Source organism: uncultured Metabacillus sp. (genome assembly GCF_947503125.1).
Taxonomy (GTDB): Bacteria; Bacillota; Bacilli; order Bacillales; family Bacillaceae; genus Metabacillus.
This window is the reverse complement of sequence record NZ_CANNCR010000003.1, coordinates 22,158-37,482: the sequence shown is the minus strand read 5'-3', so window position 1 is coordinate 37,482 and position 15,325 is coordinate 22,158. Positions and strand designations below refer to the sequence as shown.

Annotated in this window: 16 protein-coding genes and 1 riboswitch; all 16 genes read right to left on the bottom strand. The window is 37.6% G+C overall.

Annotated features, from left to right (window positions below):
• Positions 1–497: 497 nt before the first annotated feature.
• The 16 genes from yunB to Q1B07_RS03515 all read right to left on the bottom strand — a co-directional run bounded on the left by yunB (position 498) and on the right by Q1B07_RS03515 (position 15,234).
• Complete coding sequence (yunB, locus tag Q1B07_RS03590) at positions 498–1,229, bottom strand: sporulation protein YunB (RefSeq protein WP_299087471.1); 732 nt, start codon at positions 1,227–1,229, stop codon at positions 498–500.
• A 134-nt stretch (positions 1,230–1,363) separates the two neighbouring features.
• Complete coding sequence (locus Q1B07_RS03585; protein ID WP_299087473.1) at positions 1,364–1,666, bottom strand: DUF1805 domain-containing protein; 303 nt, start codon at positions 1,664–1,666, stop codon at positions 1,364–1,366.
• A 68-nt stretch (positions 1,667–1,734) separates the two neighbouring features.
• Positions 1,735–3,138, bottom strand: a complete 1,404-nt coding sequence (locus Q1B07_RS03580) for a bifunctional UDP-sugar hydrolase/5'-nucleotidase (RefSeq protein ID WP_299087474.1) — start codon at positions 3,136–3,138, stop codon at positions 1,735–1,737.
• A gap of 72 nt (positions 3,139–3,210) precedes the next feature.
• Complete coding sequence (locus Q1B07_RS03575) at positions 3,211–4,041, bottom strand: sulfite exporter TauE/SafE family protein (protein ID WP_299087476.1); 831 nt, start codon at positions 4,039–4,041, stop codon at positions 3,211–3,213.
• Between the two features lie 6 nt (positions 4,042–4,047).
• Positions 4,048–4,920: a DUF72 domain-containing protein gene (locus Q1B07_RS03570; RefSeq protein WP_299087478.1), complete on the bottom strand. Its 873-nt coding sequence runs from the start codon at positions 4,918–4,920 to the stop codon at positions 4,048–4,050.
• Positions 4,921–5,213: 293 nt separating this feature from the next.
• Positions 5,214–6,611, bottom strand: a complete 1,398-nt coding sequence (sufB, locus tag Q1B07_RS03565) for a Fe-S cluster assembly protein SufB (protein WP_046512362.1) — start codon at positions 6,609–6,611, stop codon at positions 5,214–5,216.
• Between the two features lie 49 nt (positions 6,612–6,660).
• The gene (gene sufU / locus Q1B07_RS03560; protein ID WP_299087481.1) at positions 6,661–7,098 is read right to left on the bottom strand and encodes a Fe-S cluster assembly sulfur transfer protein SufU; all 438 of its coding nucleotides are present in this window, start codon (positions 7,096–7,098) and stop codon (positions 6,661–6,663) included.
• Positions 7,091–8,308, bottom strand: coding sequence for a cysteine desulfurase (locus Q1B07_RS03555; protein ID WP_299087483.1), 1,218 nt, complete (start codon positions 8,306–8,308; stop codon positions 7,091–7,093). Before Q1B07_RS03555 ends, sufU begins: the two co-directional genes overlap by 8 nt.
• Positions 8,308–9,609 (bottom strand): Fe-S cluster assembly protein SufD, encoded by a 1,302-nt coding sequence (gene sufD / locus Q1B07_RS03550; protein ID WP_299087485.1) that lies wholly within the window; start codon positions 9,607–9,609, stop codon positions 8,308–8,310. The genes Q1B07_RS03555 and sufD overlap by 1 nt, the downstream gene beginning before the upstream one ends.
• A gap of 22 nt (positions 9,610–9,631) precedes the next feature.
• Positions 9,632–10,417 (bottom strand): Fe-S cluster assembly ATPase SufC, encoded by a 786-nt coding sequence (sufC, locus tag Q1B07_RS03545; RefSeq protein ID WP_299087487.1) that lies wholly within the window; start codon positions 10,415–10,417, stop codon positions 9,632–9,634.
• A gap of 372 nt (positions 10,418–10,789) precedes the next feature.
• Positions 10,790–11,005, bottom strand: coding sequence for a hypothetical protein (locus Q1B07_RS03540; protein ID WP_299087490.1), 216 nt, complete (start codon positions 11,003–11,005; stop codon positions 10,790–10,792).
• A 203-nt stretch (positions 11,006–11,208) separates the two neighbouring features.
• Positions 11,209–11,580 (bottom strand): carboxymuconolactone decarboxylase family protein, encoded by a 372-nt coding sequence (locus Q1B07_RS03535; protein WP_299087492.1) that lies wholly within the window; start codon positions 11,578–11,580, stop codon positions 11,209–11,211.
• A gap of 251 nt (positions 11,581–11,831) precedes the next feature.
• Positions 11,832–12,677, bottom strand: coding sequence for a MetQ/NlpA family ABC transporter substrate-binding protein (locus tag Q1B07_RS03530; RefSeq protein ID WP_299087495.1), 846 nt, complete (start codon positions 12,675–12,677; stop codon positions 11,832–11,834).
• Between the two features lie 11 nt (positions 12,678–12,688).
• Complete coding sequence (locus Q1B07_RS03525; RefSeq protein WP_299087497.1) at positions 12,689–13,357, bottom strand: methionine ABC transporter permease; 669 nt, start codon at positions 13,355–13,357, stop codon at positions 12,689–12,691.
• Positions 13,350–14,375, bottom strand: a complete 1,026-nt coding sequence (locus Q1B07_RS03520; protein ID WP_299087499.1) for a methionine ABC transporter ATP-binding protein — start codon at positions 14,373–14,375, stop codon at positions 13,350–13,352. Before Q1B07_RS03520 ends, Q1B07_RS03525 begins: the two co-directional genes overlap by 8 nt.
• A 111-nt stretch (positions 14,376–14,486) precedes the next feature.
• A riboswitch (SAM riboswitch) is annotated at positions 14,487–14,592 on the bottom strand.
• A gap of 318 nt (positions 14,593–14,910) precedes the next feature.
• Positions 14,911–15,234, bottom strand: coding sequence for an SCP2 sterol-binding domain-containing protein (locus Q1B07_RS03515; protein WP_299087501.1), 324 nt, complete (start codon positions 15,232–15,234; stop codon positions 14,911–14,913).
• Between the last annotated feature and the right edge of the window lie 91 nt (positions 15,235–15,325).

Here is a 15,325-nt window from a genome sequence, read left to right as displayed (position 1 = left end):
TCTGATTATTTATTATAATCTATACATAGTATAAATGGACTTTATGCCTATGTCCACAAAAAATTCTAAAAAATATTATTTTAATATGATATTTTCAGAAGTTTCACATTTTTCAAAATAGAGTATGAATAGATTCAACTTATTCCTTATAATCACTTATTTCCCCTTTTGCTTATTACTCCTGTAAAGCATAAAACCATTAGTTTTTTTCTGTAAATTGTTTTCCAAGTGTAATATTAATATATTTTATTCATAGAAGCAAAACTATTAATAGAAAACAATCAATGGTATTATTTGGATAAAATGGTGCAAATAATATCTATCCTTTTTTATCTGATGATAAATAGCTTAACATATGATGTAATTCCCCTAAAAAGGAACCATTTAGAAGGTTCTATTAGCGTGCTAAAGGATGGACTAAACGAAACAGGAGTAATGATAGAAAATAATCTATCTATACTCCTTTTAATGTAAATTCGTTACTGATACGACAACTATTATTTTTTCGGCAATTCAATTGAGTGATCCATCTCACCGTTTCCATTATAGTATTGCGGAACATCTCCCTGTTCAGTCTGGATAATAATCGGGATTGAATTTTTGGCTTTTATGACATCTGTTGCAAATGGAATGACAACCTGAACACTAACCTCCACAAAAATCTCTATTTCATGGATAGCATTATTAATGCCATATTCCTCTGTCGTTCTTTTAATATCTGTAAAAACATCACCTATTAAATAATATTCAATTGGAATACCTGGTCCTAATGTACTTAAAATAGAATTACCCGTGATCTTCCCTAACGGAATTTCATAGACGATTCCATCAATTCTTTGCTGATTATGCGATATATCATGAAAATTATTTCGTTCAATTTCACTTAGCTTTTTCGTTACATTATCTGTTACTCTTTTTTTGGCTGCAGCTACAGAACGTTGATTAAAGGAAAATGAATTGATATTTCCTTCATTATCCTTGCCAACAACAACTAAACTCTCTTGTTCTTCTTTTGTAAGGATTTCCTCTTCGACTGCCTCATGAATAATCGTTGTTGCTACTTTATTCGCCTCTAACGTTGCAATTTCCATCATCGTTTTTTCGATCTGAACATTCACAATCCAAAAGCTTGTAGCTGTTAAAAATATAAAAATAACCAAGGTTAGTAATAATACATACCGAAGAGGCAATGGCCCTCTGCGCGGACGACGGGCGCGGAACTTAGGCAAAACAAATCCCTCCTTTACATGTTATGTGTATGCATGGTAGGAGGGATGTACGCATTATTTTTTTACAATCAACTCAAATTCTTTATTTATTAAAAACATTAAACCATTTAACGAATTAAATGGAACAGTTATCCTTATGCCATCATAACCAAGGCATCTTTTCCTTTTGTCCCAACAACAATGCCCAGCTTTTCCGCTTCATATGTGACAGATTCCAATGGCGCCTCAAGTAATTGTTCAATTGTTCTAACACCAACTGCTCTGCCTGCAATGATTCCTCTATCTTTTAACTTTTCATTTAATAAAGCTACGTCTAAGGCACCACACATAATATAGCCTTTATCATTTGTGACTGCCATAAAGTTCGTTTTTGGTAAAGCAACTGTGATTGCTGTAAATTGTTTTCCTTCAATGACAATTGGAGTCATGCTGATCATCGCTATCTCTACACTCCTTTCTTACTATATCTTTATGAGTAATGAAAGGATGCGTGTAGATGTTTCGCCTACTTTGTTAGTGAATTTTCCGCTAATCTCCAAGCTAAGAGATCTCGTAAAAGCTCAGGCATATAAAAGATTTTTTTCTCCGCATGGCTGATTTCCGGATACAGGGGGCCAAGGGTAAACATATCAACGGTTGCCACAGTATAAATTCGATCATAATCGATAGGCTTTCCATGGACGAGCACTTCTGCAACATGCTTTTTTCCGTCTGCCAGCATCTCCATTTTCACCTCAATACCGTCAAACACCATTCGTCCCATTACCTTTCCTCTGAACCCTAATCCCATTAACTTTAGATGTTCCATTTTTTCCTCACGTGCTTGAACGATGATTTCCTTTAGCACATCACCCTTCAAAAAAACCTTACATGGATTAATAGGATGTGGACAAATACGATGAAGATCCTTTCTCGTCACTGGCCCTTTGTTTAATGGTTCTAAAAGCATTCCCGAGTTTACCATTGCCACCTCTCCATCACACCATTCGCGAATGGCTCTCACTAAAAATAACGGAAAGGGAGAATCGCTAAACCAATCCAAGGTTAGGTCATTATCCAATATTCCTACGGTTTCAGCAAGCTCTGTTTCGCTTTGCTCTAACGCTTGCTGCAGCCATGCTTCTGTTTCTTCACAAATCTCCCGTTGCTCTAACATTGAATGGAGAGTCGCCTTGCGATCAACCAATGTTTTTTGCTCATGGTCGATTGTTAACGAAATATGACCAACATATTGCCCATACTTCCCCGCACCAGCGACCAGTGTATTCTCAATTTTTTTACCAGATTGCAACACATGATGGGTATGGCCGCCAAGAATAAGATCGATTTCTGGAAATTCCCTTGCGATCACCTCATCATCACTAATCCCAAGATGTGAAAGAAGTACAATGATATCAGCTTGTTCTTTAACTTGGCCGATGGTTTCTAAGAGACTTTGAAAAGGATCCTTTATTTTCCACCCTAGCAATTCATAGAATTTTTCATAAAAGACGGTAACTCCTAATAGGGCCAGCTTTATTCCACTGTGTAACGTTATGATTTTATAAGGCACTGCCCATGGCGGGCGTTCACCTAGCTCTGTATATAAATTCGATAGAATAACAGGAAAGTTTGCCCTCTCATATAACGTATTTAGATCATCATGAGAAAACGTAATTCCCTCATTATTCCCAATCGTTACCGCATCATATTGAAGCATATTTAGCAGTGTCACATTGGCTTTCCCTTTAGTTGCTTCTGTTAATGGATGAAAACGGTCAGCATGATCTCCAATGTCAAGAAGGATCATTTGTTCTTGATTCTGTTCATGCAATTCCTTTTTGCCTTTTAAAAATTGAACGATCGCAGGCCAATTTTCAAAATGACTATGTAGATCATTTGTATGGTAAAGGTGAATTTTCTCTAGCATGTCCTTCTCTCCTTGCACATAAGGTTCTTCTTGTTAACAATCATACTTCCTTACTTTTACGTTCACATCCAATTATCCTGTGAATCCTTCATAAATTAATTTTAAACCTGCAATAATTAAAACAATTCTTAGTAAATGAACGATTGTTTTATTTTTCAGCTTCGTATTAATCATTGCACCAAATCTACCGCCAAACCATGCACCAGGAATAAGCACAGCGGCAAACATCCAGTTAATGTTTCCTAATGCGATATGTGTAACCGAACTTGTCGACGCCGATAAAAAAATGATAAACATTGAAGTCGCCACCGCAATATGGGCTGGAAACATGAACAATAAGATCATCGCCGGAACCATTAATGCCCCTCCGCCAATGCCAAAGAGACCAGATATCAATCCGACCACAAACGAGATAATAATGCCAGAAACAGGATGATAGGAATATGAACGTTCACTCCCATCCTCTCCTATATAGGAACGAACAACTGCGTTCTTTGATTGTTGTTTTTCTCTTCGTTTTGGAAGCTTATCCTTTATCATTAAAACAATCGATATAAAAATCATAAATAATCCAAACCATAAGGAAAACGATTCCGTGTCAAAAAGCTTGTTCACATAAGCTCCGACAATTCCGCCTGGTCCGCTTCCGATAAAGAAAATAAGTCCGCTTTTATAATCTACTTTTTTATATTTTATATAGGTCAGAGTGGAGGAAAGCCCTGTAAAAATAACCACCAATAATGATGTCCCTACAGCTACCTGTGGAGAAACATCTTGAAAATTCGGGAAATAAGAGCCTAATGTAAGCAGCATAGGGACAACAATAATCCCGCCGCCTAATCCGACAAGGCTGCCGATTGTTCCGGCAATAAAACCGATAATTAAAAGAATAACCCATTCCATGTTTCGTTACCTCTCCTCTTCATCACTGAACAAGCTTAGCTGCATTTGGGCAAGACCTGAATAGGAGATGTCTAATAGATTCATCATCATCTTTGCATTATCAGCGGCATCACCGCCAGAGTTATTATTAAAAAGCAGATAAATAACATCTGTCGCTTTTTGCAATGACTGTATATGTTGTTTCCATTCTAGCAGTTCTTTTTGATTATACCGGTATAAATAACGGACATCTCGCCAATTATCTCCAGAAGCCGGCTTATTCCAGCCATGAACATTTCTTCCATGAAAACGAATGAGTGTCTTAGCAGGATCAGTCGGATGAAGAACTGTAGGTATCGACCTCTCTCCAGCTTGCGGCTCGTCTACAATGCTGTGAATCCACTTTTCCGCTTCCATAAACTGCAAAGTTTTATCAAAATATTCAGCGGAAAACCATGTACGATTACGAAATTCGAGAGCTACTTCAATATCACCCATTTGTTCTCTGCACCACTTTAAATACGCAACATTTTCTTTCCGGCAATCAAACCACGGAGGGAATTGAAACAACACCATAGCAAGCTTATTCGCATCTTTTAATGGTTCTAGTGATTGTATGTATGCTTTAAACATCATTTCTTTATTTTCAAACGGAATATCCCCGCGAAGATGTCCTGTCATCCCCTGATACACTTTAGGGATAAATTGAAACGTATCAGGAGTATCATTAACCCATTTTACAATATTGCGTTCTGGCTGGACCGCATAAAAGCTGGCATCAATCTCAACTGTCGGAAAATGTGCAGCATATTCCTGTAATTTATTTGTTGTATTTGTTTTTAACGGATAGAGAGAATCATGGTCACCCCATCCCGTTAAACCAATCTGAATTGTTGACATTCAAATCATCCTTTTGAAATGTTTGTCTACACATACTATACCATGACTAGGGGAGATAGAAAATTGAACTGTATTTTATCGTTAAAGGGGAATATTGTTTAAGAAGATTAGAAAAACTTGGCTTGTCGCTATAGCATTACTTAGCAAGCGTATTTTGCTTGCTTATAATGACTTATGCTCTATGAGTGCAAGTCCTAATGGCGAAAGCCTTAGTTTTTTTTATACTATCATCCATAAATTTTTATACTTTGATAGTATAAAAAGGACTGACAAGCTGTCAGTCCCCCCATTTATTAACCGATAGAACCTTCCATTTCGAACTTAATCAGACGGTTCATCTCTACTGCATATTCCATTGGAAGCTCTTTAGTAAATGGCTCGATAAAGCCCATTACGATCATTTCTGTTGCTTCTTCTTCAGAAATACCGCGGCTCATTAAATAGAATAATTGTTCTTCTGATACTTTCGATACTTTTGCTTCATGCTCAAGAGAAATATTGTCGTTTAAAATCTCATTGTATGGGATTGTATCTGATGTAGATTGATTATCCATAATGAGTGTATCACATTCAATATTTGATCTTGCGCCTTCTGCTTTACGTCCAAAGTGAACAATTCCGCGATATGTTACTTTCCCACCTTGTTTTGAGATGGATTTTGAAACGATTGTTGAAGAAGTATTAGGTGCTAAGTGAATCATTTTCGCACCTGCATCCTGATGCTGACCTTTACCTGCAAGGGCAATCGATAATGTCATACCACGTGCCCCTTCACCTTTAAGGATAACTGCAGGATATTTCATTGTCAGCTTAGAACCGATGTTACCGTCAATCCATTCCATCGTTGCATTTGCTTCACAAACAGCACGTTTTGTTACAAGGTTAAATACGTTGTTTGCCCAGTTTTGAATCGTTGTATAACGGCAATAACCGCCATCTTTTACGATGATTTCAACAACCGCACTATGAAGTGAATTTGTTGTATAGACCGGTGCAGTACATCCTTCAACATAGTGAACATGTGCGCCTTCATCAACAATAATCAGCGTACGTTCGAATTGACCCATGTTTTCAGAGTTGATACGGAAATACGCCTGTAATGGTGTATCAACCTTTACGCCTTTAGGAACATAAATAAATGATCCACCAGACCAAACAGCTGAGTTAAGAGCAGCAAACTTATTATCAGTTGGTGGAATAACCTTTGCCCAGTGCTCACGGAAAATGTCTTCGTTTTCCTTCAACGCTGTGTCTGTATCCTTAAACACAATGCCAAGCTCTTCAAGGTCTTCTTTCATATTATGATAAACAACCTCTGACTCGTATTGTGCCGATACACCTGCAAGATATTTTTGTTCAGCTTCTGGGATCCCAAGCTTATCAAACGTACGTTTGATTTCTTCTGGTACTTCATCCCAAGAACGCTCTGATTTTTCAGATGGTTTTACATAGTACGTAATATCATCAAAGTTTAATGCAGCCAAATCACCGCCCCATTGCGGCATTGGCATTTCATAAAAATGCTGTAATGATTTCAATCGGAAATCTAGCATCCATTGTGGTTCATTTTTCATACGAGAGATTTCTTCAACGATTTCTTTCGTTAACCCTCGCTCTGAACGGAAGATGGAAACATCCTTGTCAGCAAACCCGTATTTGTAATCGCCGATTTCAGGTGCCTTTTTTGCCATCTACACTCACTCCTGTCTTTTTAGAATTTTAAGGCTTAAAGCATGATTGTTATTCCTTGCTGTGATTAACGCCCTTTTCCATCGCTTTCCACGCTAATGTGGCACATTTAATGCGTGCAGGAAATTTCGCTACACCCTGTAATGCCTCGATATCACCTAAGTCAATATCGTCGTCATACTCTTTCCCTAGCATCATATTCGAAAAGATTTCCGAAAGCTTCAGCGCTGTTTCAACTGTTTTGCCTTTAATTGCTTGTGTCATCATAGATGCTGATGACATTGAAATGGAGCAGCCTTCTCCTTCAAATTTTGCATCCTTTACTACATTATCCTCAAGATCAAGTGTCAAACGGATACGATCCCCACATGTCGGGTTATTCATATCGATTGTTAGACTATCCTCAAGTACCCCTTTATTTCTAGGGTTCTTGTAATGATCCATAATCACTTGGCGATATAAAGTATCAAGGTTAATATGATTAGACATTACTGAAGTACTCCTTTGTTTTAATTAAACCTGCTACTAATTTATCAACTTCTTCCTCAGTATTATACAGGTAAAAACTAGCTCTTGCTGTTGCAGAAACCTTCAACCATTTCATAAGCGGCTGTGCACAATGGTGACCTGCCCGAACAGCGATTCCTTCAGCATCTAATACTGTTGCAACATCATGCGGGTGTACATCCTCGATATTAAATGTTACTAAACCTGCTCGATGTTTCGGTCCGTAAATGGTAATGCCTTCTACTTCACTTAATTTTTCTAAAGCATATTGAGCCAATTTTTGCTCATGTGCTTCAATGTTTTCTAAGCCGATTTGCTCCAGAAAATCAATTGCTGCCGAAAGACCAATGGCTCCAGCGATAATTGGCGTTCCTGCTTCAAACTTCCACGGAAGCTCCTTCCACGATGACTCCTGTAACCCAACAAAGTCAATCATTTCCCCGCCAAATTCAACCGGCTCCATATTTTCAAGAAGCTCCTTCTTTCCATAAAGAACACCAATGCCTGTAGGAGCACACATTTTATGTCCTGAAAAAGCAAAAAAGTCACAATCTAAATCTTGAACATCAATTTTCATATGCGGCGTGCTTTGGGCACCATCCACTACCATGATAGCCCCATGCTTATGAGCGATCTTGGCAATTTCCTTAATCGGATTAATCGTGCCAAGGACGTTTGAAACTTGCATAACCGAAACAATTTTCGTATTTTCGGTAACCGTCTCTTCAACATCCTTTAGATCGATCGTGCCATCCTCTTGTAAAGGAATATATTTCAAGGTCGCACCTGTCGCTTTTGCAACCTGTTGCCAAGGAATTACATTTGCGTGATGCTCCATATACGTAATCACAATTTCGTCGCCTTCGCGAACATTCGTTAATCCATAGCTTTGCGCTACCATGTTAATGGCTGTTGTTGCCCCACGGGTAAAAATAATTTCTTGAGTCGATTTTGCCCCAATAAATCTTCTTACTTTTTCACGGGCTCCTTCATAACCATCTGTTGCTTTTGTGCCTAACGTATGCACACCACGGTGAACATTTGAATTATATTCACGATAATAGGTAGATAATGCTTCAATCACAGCTAATGGCTTTTGTGAGGTTGCAGCACTATCTAAATAAACAAGGTCTTTCCCGTTAACCTGCTGATCCAAAATCGGAAAATGTGAACGAATATCATGGATATTCATTATTGAACTTTCCTTTCAATCACATTCACCAATTGCTTTTTCACGCCTTCAATTGGAAGCTCATTTACAACCGGCGCTAAGAATCCGTGGATAACCAGACGTTCTGCTTCTACCTTTGGAATACCGCGGCTCATTAAATAATAAAGCTGAATTGGATCAACACGGCCGACTGATGCAGCATGGCCTGCTGTTACATCGTCCTCGTCAATTAATAAAATCGGGTTCGCATCACCACGAGCTTTTTCACTTAGCATTAGCACGCGTGATTCCTGCTCGGCATTTGATTTAGATGCACCATGCTCGATTTTTCCGATCCCGTTAAAAATAGATGATGCACTATCTTTCATAACACCGTGTTTTAGGATATAGCCTTCAGAGTGTTTTCCAAAATGGACAACCTTTGTAGTAAAGTTTTGCTTTTGCTCTCCGCGGCCGACAACAACTGATTTTGTATCACCGAAAGATCCATCGCCAACTAAATTTGTCACATTTTCAGAGATTGTATCTCCGTCATTCATTAACCCTAATGCCCATTCAATACGAGCATCACGGCCGGCAACACCGCGGCGATTCACATAGGTTGTGATTCCTTTTGCAAGGGTATCAACCGCACCATATGTTACCTTTGCATTTGTATTAGCAAATACTTCGGAAACGATGTTGAAGATTCCTTCAACATTTTCCACAGTTGAAATATAATTCTCAACGTACGTAACAGAACTATTATCTTCTGCAACTACGATGACGTGGTTGAATAATGTTGTATTTGGGTTGTCGTGAACAAACACTGCCTGAATTGGTTCCGCTACTTCTACATTTTTAGGAACATAAACAAAAACTCCGCCATTTACTAGAGCAGCATGTAAAGCTGTTAAACGATGTTCGTCAACCTTTACGCCGTCTTTCATGAAGTATTTTTGCAGCAATTCAGAATGCTCGCTTGCAGCTGTATGAATATTTGTTAAAATAACACCTTTATCTTTTAATTCATCAGATAAAGAAGTGTATGAAGCTGTATTATTAATTTGGACATATAAGTTTTTAGTATCTGACTCAATGTCAATTAATGATTTTACTTCTTCATGCAGCTCATTTAAAGAACTTAATTCTTTTCCTGGAACGGTATGCTCCTTAAAGTTCGTAAAGTTCCATTTGTCAATTTTTGTTTTATCCGGTCTTGGCATTGGAAGATCCTCTAATTTCGCAAGAGCTTGTAAGCGAAGATCAGTAAGCCAGTCCGGTTCACCAAGCTGTTTTGAAAAGCTTGTGACATAGTCCTGATTGTACGTTTTTGTTTCCATGTCTCATTACTCCCCCTTACGCTTAAGCTTCTTGCCCAACAGTTTCGTCTTCAATACCTAGTTCTTGTTTAATCCAGTCATATCCTTCTGCTTCTAAACGTTGTGCTAACTCAGGTCCGCCTGATTTTACAACACGGCCTTGCATCATAACATGTACTTTATCTGGTGTAATGTAGTTTAATAAGCGTTGGTAGTGAGTAATCATTAAGCAGCCAAACTCTTCGCTGCGCATTTTATTGATACCTTTTGCTACAACTTTAAGGGCATCGATATCTAGTCCGGAATCAATTTCATCAAGAATTGCGATTTTTGGCTCGATCATCATTAATTGTAGGATTTCATTGCGTTTTTTCTCCCCGCCTGAGAAGCCTTCGTTTAAATAACGCTGTGCCATATCTTGATCCATTTCAAGCTCTTCCATATTTGCATCCATTTTACGAATGAATTTCATTAAAGAAATTTCAGCGCCTTCCTCACGACGAGCGTTAATCGCTGAACGTAAAAAGTCTGCGTTTGTTACACCGCTAATTTCACTTGGATATTGCATGGCTAAGAATAGACCTGCACGTGCACGCTCATCTACTTCCATTTCAAGCACGTCTTCGCCATCCAATGTAATGCTTCCTTTTGTCACTTCATACTTTGGATGACCCATGATTGCTGATGATAAAGTTGATTTACCCGTTCCGTTCGGTCCCATGATTGCATGGAACTCCCCGCCTTTTATTTCAAGATTTACACCTTTAAGAATTTCTTTCCCATCGATCTCTACGTGTAAATCCTTAATGATTAATGTAGAACCTGCCATAACTATACCTCCATAATATATAAAGTTTCCTGATTCTCAGTTTATTCTCATTCTTATCTTATAACAAATTAAAAGTGAACACAACCTTTTAGGAATTCACTCGAAATATGTCAAAATGTGAAAGTTCTAGTTAAATAAACATCACATCATATGTACTAAGAGAGAGAAAATGAGCCTTTTTCTACTATATAACATCTTTACCCGTGAATCTACCTTTCATCACCTAGATTAGTTTTTACTTTTCTAAAAAAAACATTCTCCGTTCTTGACGATATGCCCGGTTTAATGTGAACGTGATCTGCTTTTTAAGTGATATTATATGCGAAAAAAGAACCAGCCTTGAATGACTGATTCTCCTTGTTTTCATCTCATTTATTTTTTCATTCGTCTATCAAGACCAGCAAATAGCAGCTGACTTTTCCGATGGTCCTCTTCACGACTGATTTCTACATCCATACGTCTCGATAATTTTCTAGAGTACTCAGCATAGCCAATACCATGTGCGTGATACATCGCCTTTTCCATTTCGGACGTGTAGGTTAGGTCAAGTAATTCCTGACTCGAGTGGATAATAACCAATCCCTTCAATTTTTATTTACAACAAAAACTTTATCAAGAATTTTCTAACTATTCAAAGTCCGTAAGATAATGTGACGATGATTTATGTTTCTTATGAATCCATTATGCAAAAACAGGTGATTTTTTCGCACATTCCCTCAACGATCCTTTGAATCCCTCGACCTCAGGTTCTTTTCACGCTGTTACGGTAACAAAATCTTACAAGTTAAAAATTATTGTTTTAACTGATTAAGCTCAGTTATACATTCCTGTACTAAAGTTACTGCTTGACTCATAGCAGCCCCGCCGCCAAAGGCTGCTGATACGCCAATGGCTTCTAAAATTTCCTCTTCACTTGCACCATGATCTAAGCAGCCTTTTGTATGGTAGATCATACAATATTCATCCTGACATTGAATACTGATCCCTAAAGCAATCAAATGCTTTTGCTTTTGAGACAAAACCCCTTCTTTAAAACAGGCTTCTGTAAATGCATTATAATGATGAGCAATTTCCGGCATTTTTTGTGTAAACGTTCCTATTCCCATCTTAAATTCTAACAAAGCAGCTTCTGTTGAATTTCGAGGTTCATGTGTATGTTCCATTTTGTTCAGCTCCATTCAGTAATTTTTCACGGTTAGTATGCTGTACATAGGGAAAAGTATACTGTGAATCGAACCACACTTAATAAGAAATGAACCATCTATTCCACTTTTTGAACCACTCTCACAAAGAATCGAACCATCCACCGCTTTTTCCAAACCACTCTAACTAATAATTGAACCACCTATCATTTTTCTAAAGCCCATACTAAAAAAGCTGACAGCATACATCCATGCTGTCAGCTTTGTCACAATTATTCTCCTTGTGCAGCGGAGATAACTGAGCCTTTATATTTCGTTTTAATAAAATCTTGAATTTCTTTTGATTGTAATACTTCAACAAGTGCTTTAATTTCTTCTCTGTTTTCGTCACCTTCACGAACAACAATCAGGTTAACGTACGGGTTGTTTTCTGGCGATTCAAGAGCAATCGCATCTTTAGCAGGATTTAAGTCTGCTTCTAATGCATAGTTACCATTTATTAAAAATGCATCTGCTTCATCGTTTTCATATGCTTTTGTAAGCATTGGTGCTTCAATATCTGCTTCAAACTCTAGGTTTTTTGGGTTTTCTGCAATATCTTCAATCGTAGCTTCTGTTTTATTTACGCCTTCTTTTAGCTTAATTAAGCCTTTTTCTTCTAACATTGAAAGCATACGACCGTGATCTGCAACAGAGTTACTCATAATGATCTTTGCACCATTAGGAAGATCTTCTAATGATTTATAACGCTTTGAATAAACACCAATAGGTTCAATGTGTACTCCGCCGGCACTGACAAATTTATAATCATTATCAGCAATTTGTGACTGTAAGTATGGCTCATGTTGGAAATAGTTTGCATCAAGGTCTTCTTCCGCTAATGCTTTATTAGGTAAAACATAATCTGTAAATTCTTCAATTTCTAATTCAATACCTTTTTCCTCTAATAAAGGTTTTGCTTCTTCTAAAATTTCAACATGCGGTACTGGTGATGCACCAACTTTTAATGTTTTAGTGTCTCCCTCTGAACCGGATCCTTCTTCTTGTGCTGCACCGCCGCAAGCAGCTAATGCAGTTGTGAAAATCGCAAGAATGATTGCAAATAAAGTCTTTTTCATTCCTTTTCCTCCTATCGTTTATCAATAGATTTAGTTATGATATCCCCAATAAATTGGATAATAAACACAAAGATTAAAATAATTATCGTTGCTACAAATGTAACCTGGTTATTGCCGCGGTTAAAACCTTCCAAAAAGGCCAAATTTCCTAAACCGCCGGCACCAATTGCCCCTGCCATTGCTGTATATCCAATTAGCGCAATAGCTGTTACAGTAATACCAGAAACCAACGCTGGCATTGATTCTGGAATGAGAACCTTCCAGATAATCGTGCTTGTTTTAGCCCCCATTGATTTAGCTGCCTCAATAACACCTTTATCGATTTCACGTAAGGCAATCTCAACCATACGTGCATAAAACGGCGCTGCACCGATGATCAGTGCAGGTAAGGCTGCATTAGCACCTAAAATAGTACCCACCACTATTTTTGTAAATGGCAGTAATAAAATAATTAAGATAATAAAGGGAATGGAGCGGAAAATATTGACGATCCCAGCTACAATTACGTTGATAAGCTTGTTTTCCCATATGTTTCCCTTTGCTGTCAAAAATAACAATAATCCCAGGATAATTCCTAAAAAGAATGTTGCCACGACAGATATGCCGGTCATATAAATGGTTTCATTCGTGGCTTCCAATACCTTTTCCCAATCCACTTCAGGTAGAAGCTGTTCAAGCATTTGCAATCACCTCCACCTCAATTTGTTGATGATAAATAAATTCTAAAGCCTTATTGAGCTCTTCTTCTTCTCCATCTAAATGGATGAACAAACTTCCATATGAGCCGCCTTGTGTTTGTGAAATTTTCCCTTGCAAAATATTAACATCAAGATCAAACCTTCTGATTAAGTTTGTAATCAATGGCTGTTCAGCTGATTCGCCAACAAATGTTAATTGAATCACTTTGCCCTTAGGATATAGCTCCGCTAAATGGGCAACCACTTCGTTTGTTTCTTCCGATTCTGTGACTTGCTTCACAAACCGTTTCGTAATTGGCTGTTTAGGATTCTTAAATACTTCAAGTACATTTCCTTCCTCAACAACTTGTCCATTTTCCATAACTGCTACACGATGGCAAATTTTTCGAATAACATGCATTTCATGTGTTATCAGAACAATTGTAAGACCTAATCTTTTGTTGATATCAACCAGTAAATCTAAGATGGAATCTGTTGTCTGCGGATCAAGTGCAGAGGTTGCCTCATCACACAGTAATACCTTCGGATTATTGGCCAATGCCCTAGCGATTCCTACCCGCTGCTTTTGACCGCCGCTTAATTGAGAAGGGTATGCATTTTCACGGCCTTCCAGCCCTACAAGCTTAATTAGCTCATCAACACGCTTTAAACGTTCGGTTTTATTTACGCCAGCTATTTCTAATGGAAATGCAATATTCTCTCTTACCGTTCGTGACCATAATAGATTGAAATGTTGAAAGATCATGCTAATTTCCAAGCGTGCTTTACGTAATTTACTCCCGCTAATCGAGTCAATTTGGCTTCCTGCGACATTGATCTCTCCGCTTGTTGGTTTTTCCAAGCCATTCAGCAATCGAATTAAAGAGCTTTTTCCTGCACCACTGTAACCAATGATTCCGAAGATTTCCCCTTTATCTATCGTTAAATTGACATTATTTACAGCCGTTACATTACCTGATTTTGTTTGATATATCTTTTTTACATTCTTTAATGTAATCATTGTGTCACCTTCTTTCGATTCTTAAAATCTCACCTAAAAAATGGGTGTAAGACAAAGATAAGAAAAAAACCCTTCTGCTAAATGAGCAGAAAGGCATAGCAAATGTCCTTTCTCTCATCTTTCAAAGCTTTTGCTTTGCGTGAATTGGCACCATTTCAACAGCGTTGATGGTTGCCGGGCTTCATAGGGCACTTCCCTCCACCTCTCTTGATAAGAGATCAAATTATATAATAAAAGTTTTTCATAAAATTCATGATGAGCTTTAAATACGTTTGTGATTGTATCATGCACTTTAAAAGGATGTCAACAAAATCTCCTTAACTACCAAAAATTAATTTACTACTAAACTATTTTGAAAAAGTGGATGGCCTTGCTAAAGAAAATAAAACGGGATGACCCAGATTTCTAAGCCATCCCCAATTGATCTCCTCATCTTTTATCCCATAAAAAAGCATTGAAAAAATTGCCCACAAAAAGTTCGGAATATTCTGCCTCTATATATGTAAGCGATTTTAAAGACGGATTTCAAGGATAATCAACATGCGCTTAGCTTAATGATCGCGTCAAACTTTAAAAAATGACGATAAGATCCTTTAATTTTCACTTTTCCAGAGGCAATCAATTGTTTTAAACTAGCGTGGTTTAATAAAACCTCTTCCAGGTCCTCAAGCTCACCCTCTATGAGAAAGTCAATATGATTAGGGGGATATGTTAATGTTTTAGCGCCTTCTGATGACAATTCAATATAATAGCTATTCTCATGATGAGGTTTTATTTCAATAAAAAGAGAGTGTTTCATGAAAAGTGGTGCTAAAAATTGCGCTTTATTAAAATTGGCAATAAATGTTTTCATAAACATAAAAAACCTCCCGATTTCAACCAAGTTATTTACTAACTTCATTGAATAACGGAAGAATCCTTTAAAAATAAGTCGACAGTTTCTGCCCTTT

Coding starts and splice junctions, on each gene's coding strand:
- Q1B07_RS03530 (WP_299087495.1), bottom strand. CDS start 12,677: ATGAAAAAGACTTTATTTGCAATCATTCTTGCGATTTTCACAACTGCA.
- sufU (WP_299087481.1), bottom strand. CDS start 7,098: ATGTCTAATCATATTAACCTTGATACTTTATATCGCCAAGTGATTATG.
- Q1B07_RS03520 (WP_299087499.1), bottom strand. CDS start 14,375: ATGATTACATTAAAGAATGTAAAAAAGATATATCAAACAAAATCAGGT.
- sufD (WP_299087485.1), bottom strand. CDS start 9,609: ATGGAAACAAAAACGTACAATCAGGACTATGTCACAAGCTTTTCAAAA.
- Q1B07_RS03515 (WP_299087501.1), bottom strand. CDS start 15,234: ATGTTTATGAAAACATTTATTGCCAATTTTAATAAAGCGCAATTTTTA.
- Q1B07_RS03535 (WP_299087492.1), bottom strand. CDS start 11,580: ATGGAACATACACATGAACCTCGAAATTCAACAGAAGCTGCTTTGTTA.
- Q1B07_RS03570 (WP_299087478.1), bottom strand. CDS start 4,920: ATGTCAACAATTCAGATTGGTTTAACGGGATGGGGTGACCATGATTCT.
- Q1B07_RS03585 (WP_299087473.1), bottom strand. CDS start 1,666: ATGATCAGCATGACTCCAATTGTCATTGAAGGAAAACAATTTACAGCA.
- Q1B07_RS03580 (WP_299087474.1), bottom strand. CDS start 3,138: ATGCTAGAGAAAATTCACCTTTACCATACAAATGATCTACATAGTCAT.
- Q1B07_RS03575 (WP_299087476.1), bottom strand. CDS start 4,041: ATGGAATGGGTTATTCTTTTAATTATCGGTTTTATTGCCGGAACAATC.
- Q1B07_RS03555 (WP_299087483.1), bottom strand. CDS start 8,308: ATGAATATCCATGATATTCGTTCACATTTTCCGATTTTGGATCAGCAG.
- sufB (WP_046512362.1), bottom strand. CDS start 6,611: ATGGCAAAAAAGGCACCTGAAATCGGCGATTACAAATACGGGTTTGCT.
- Q1B07_RS03525 (WP_299087497.1), bottom strand. CDS start 13,357: ATGCTTGAACAGCTTCTACCTGAAGTGGATTGGGAAAAGGTATTGGAA.
- sufC (WP_299087487.1), bottom strand. CDS start 10,417: ATGGCAGGTTCTACATTAATCATTAAGGATTTACACGTAGAGATCGAT.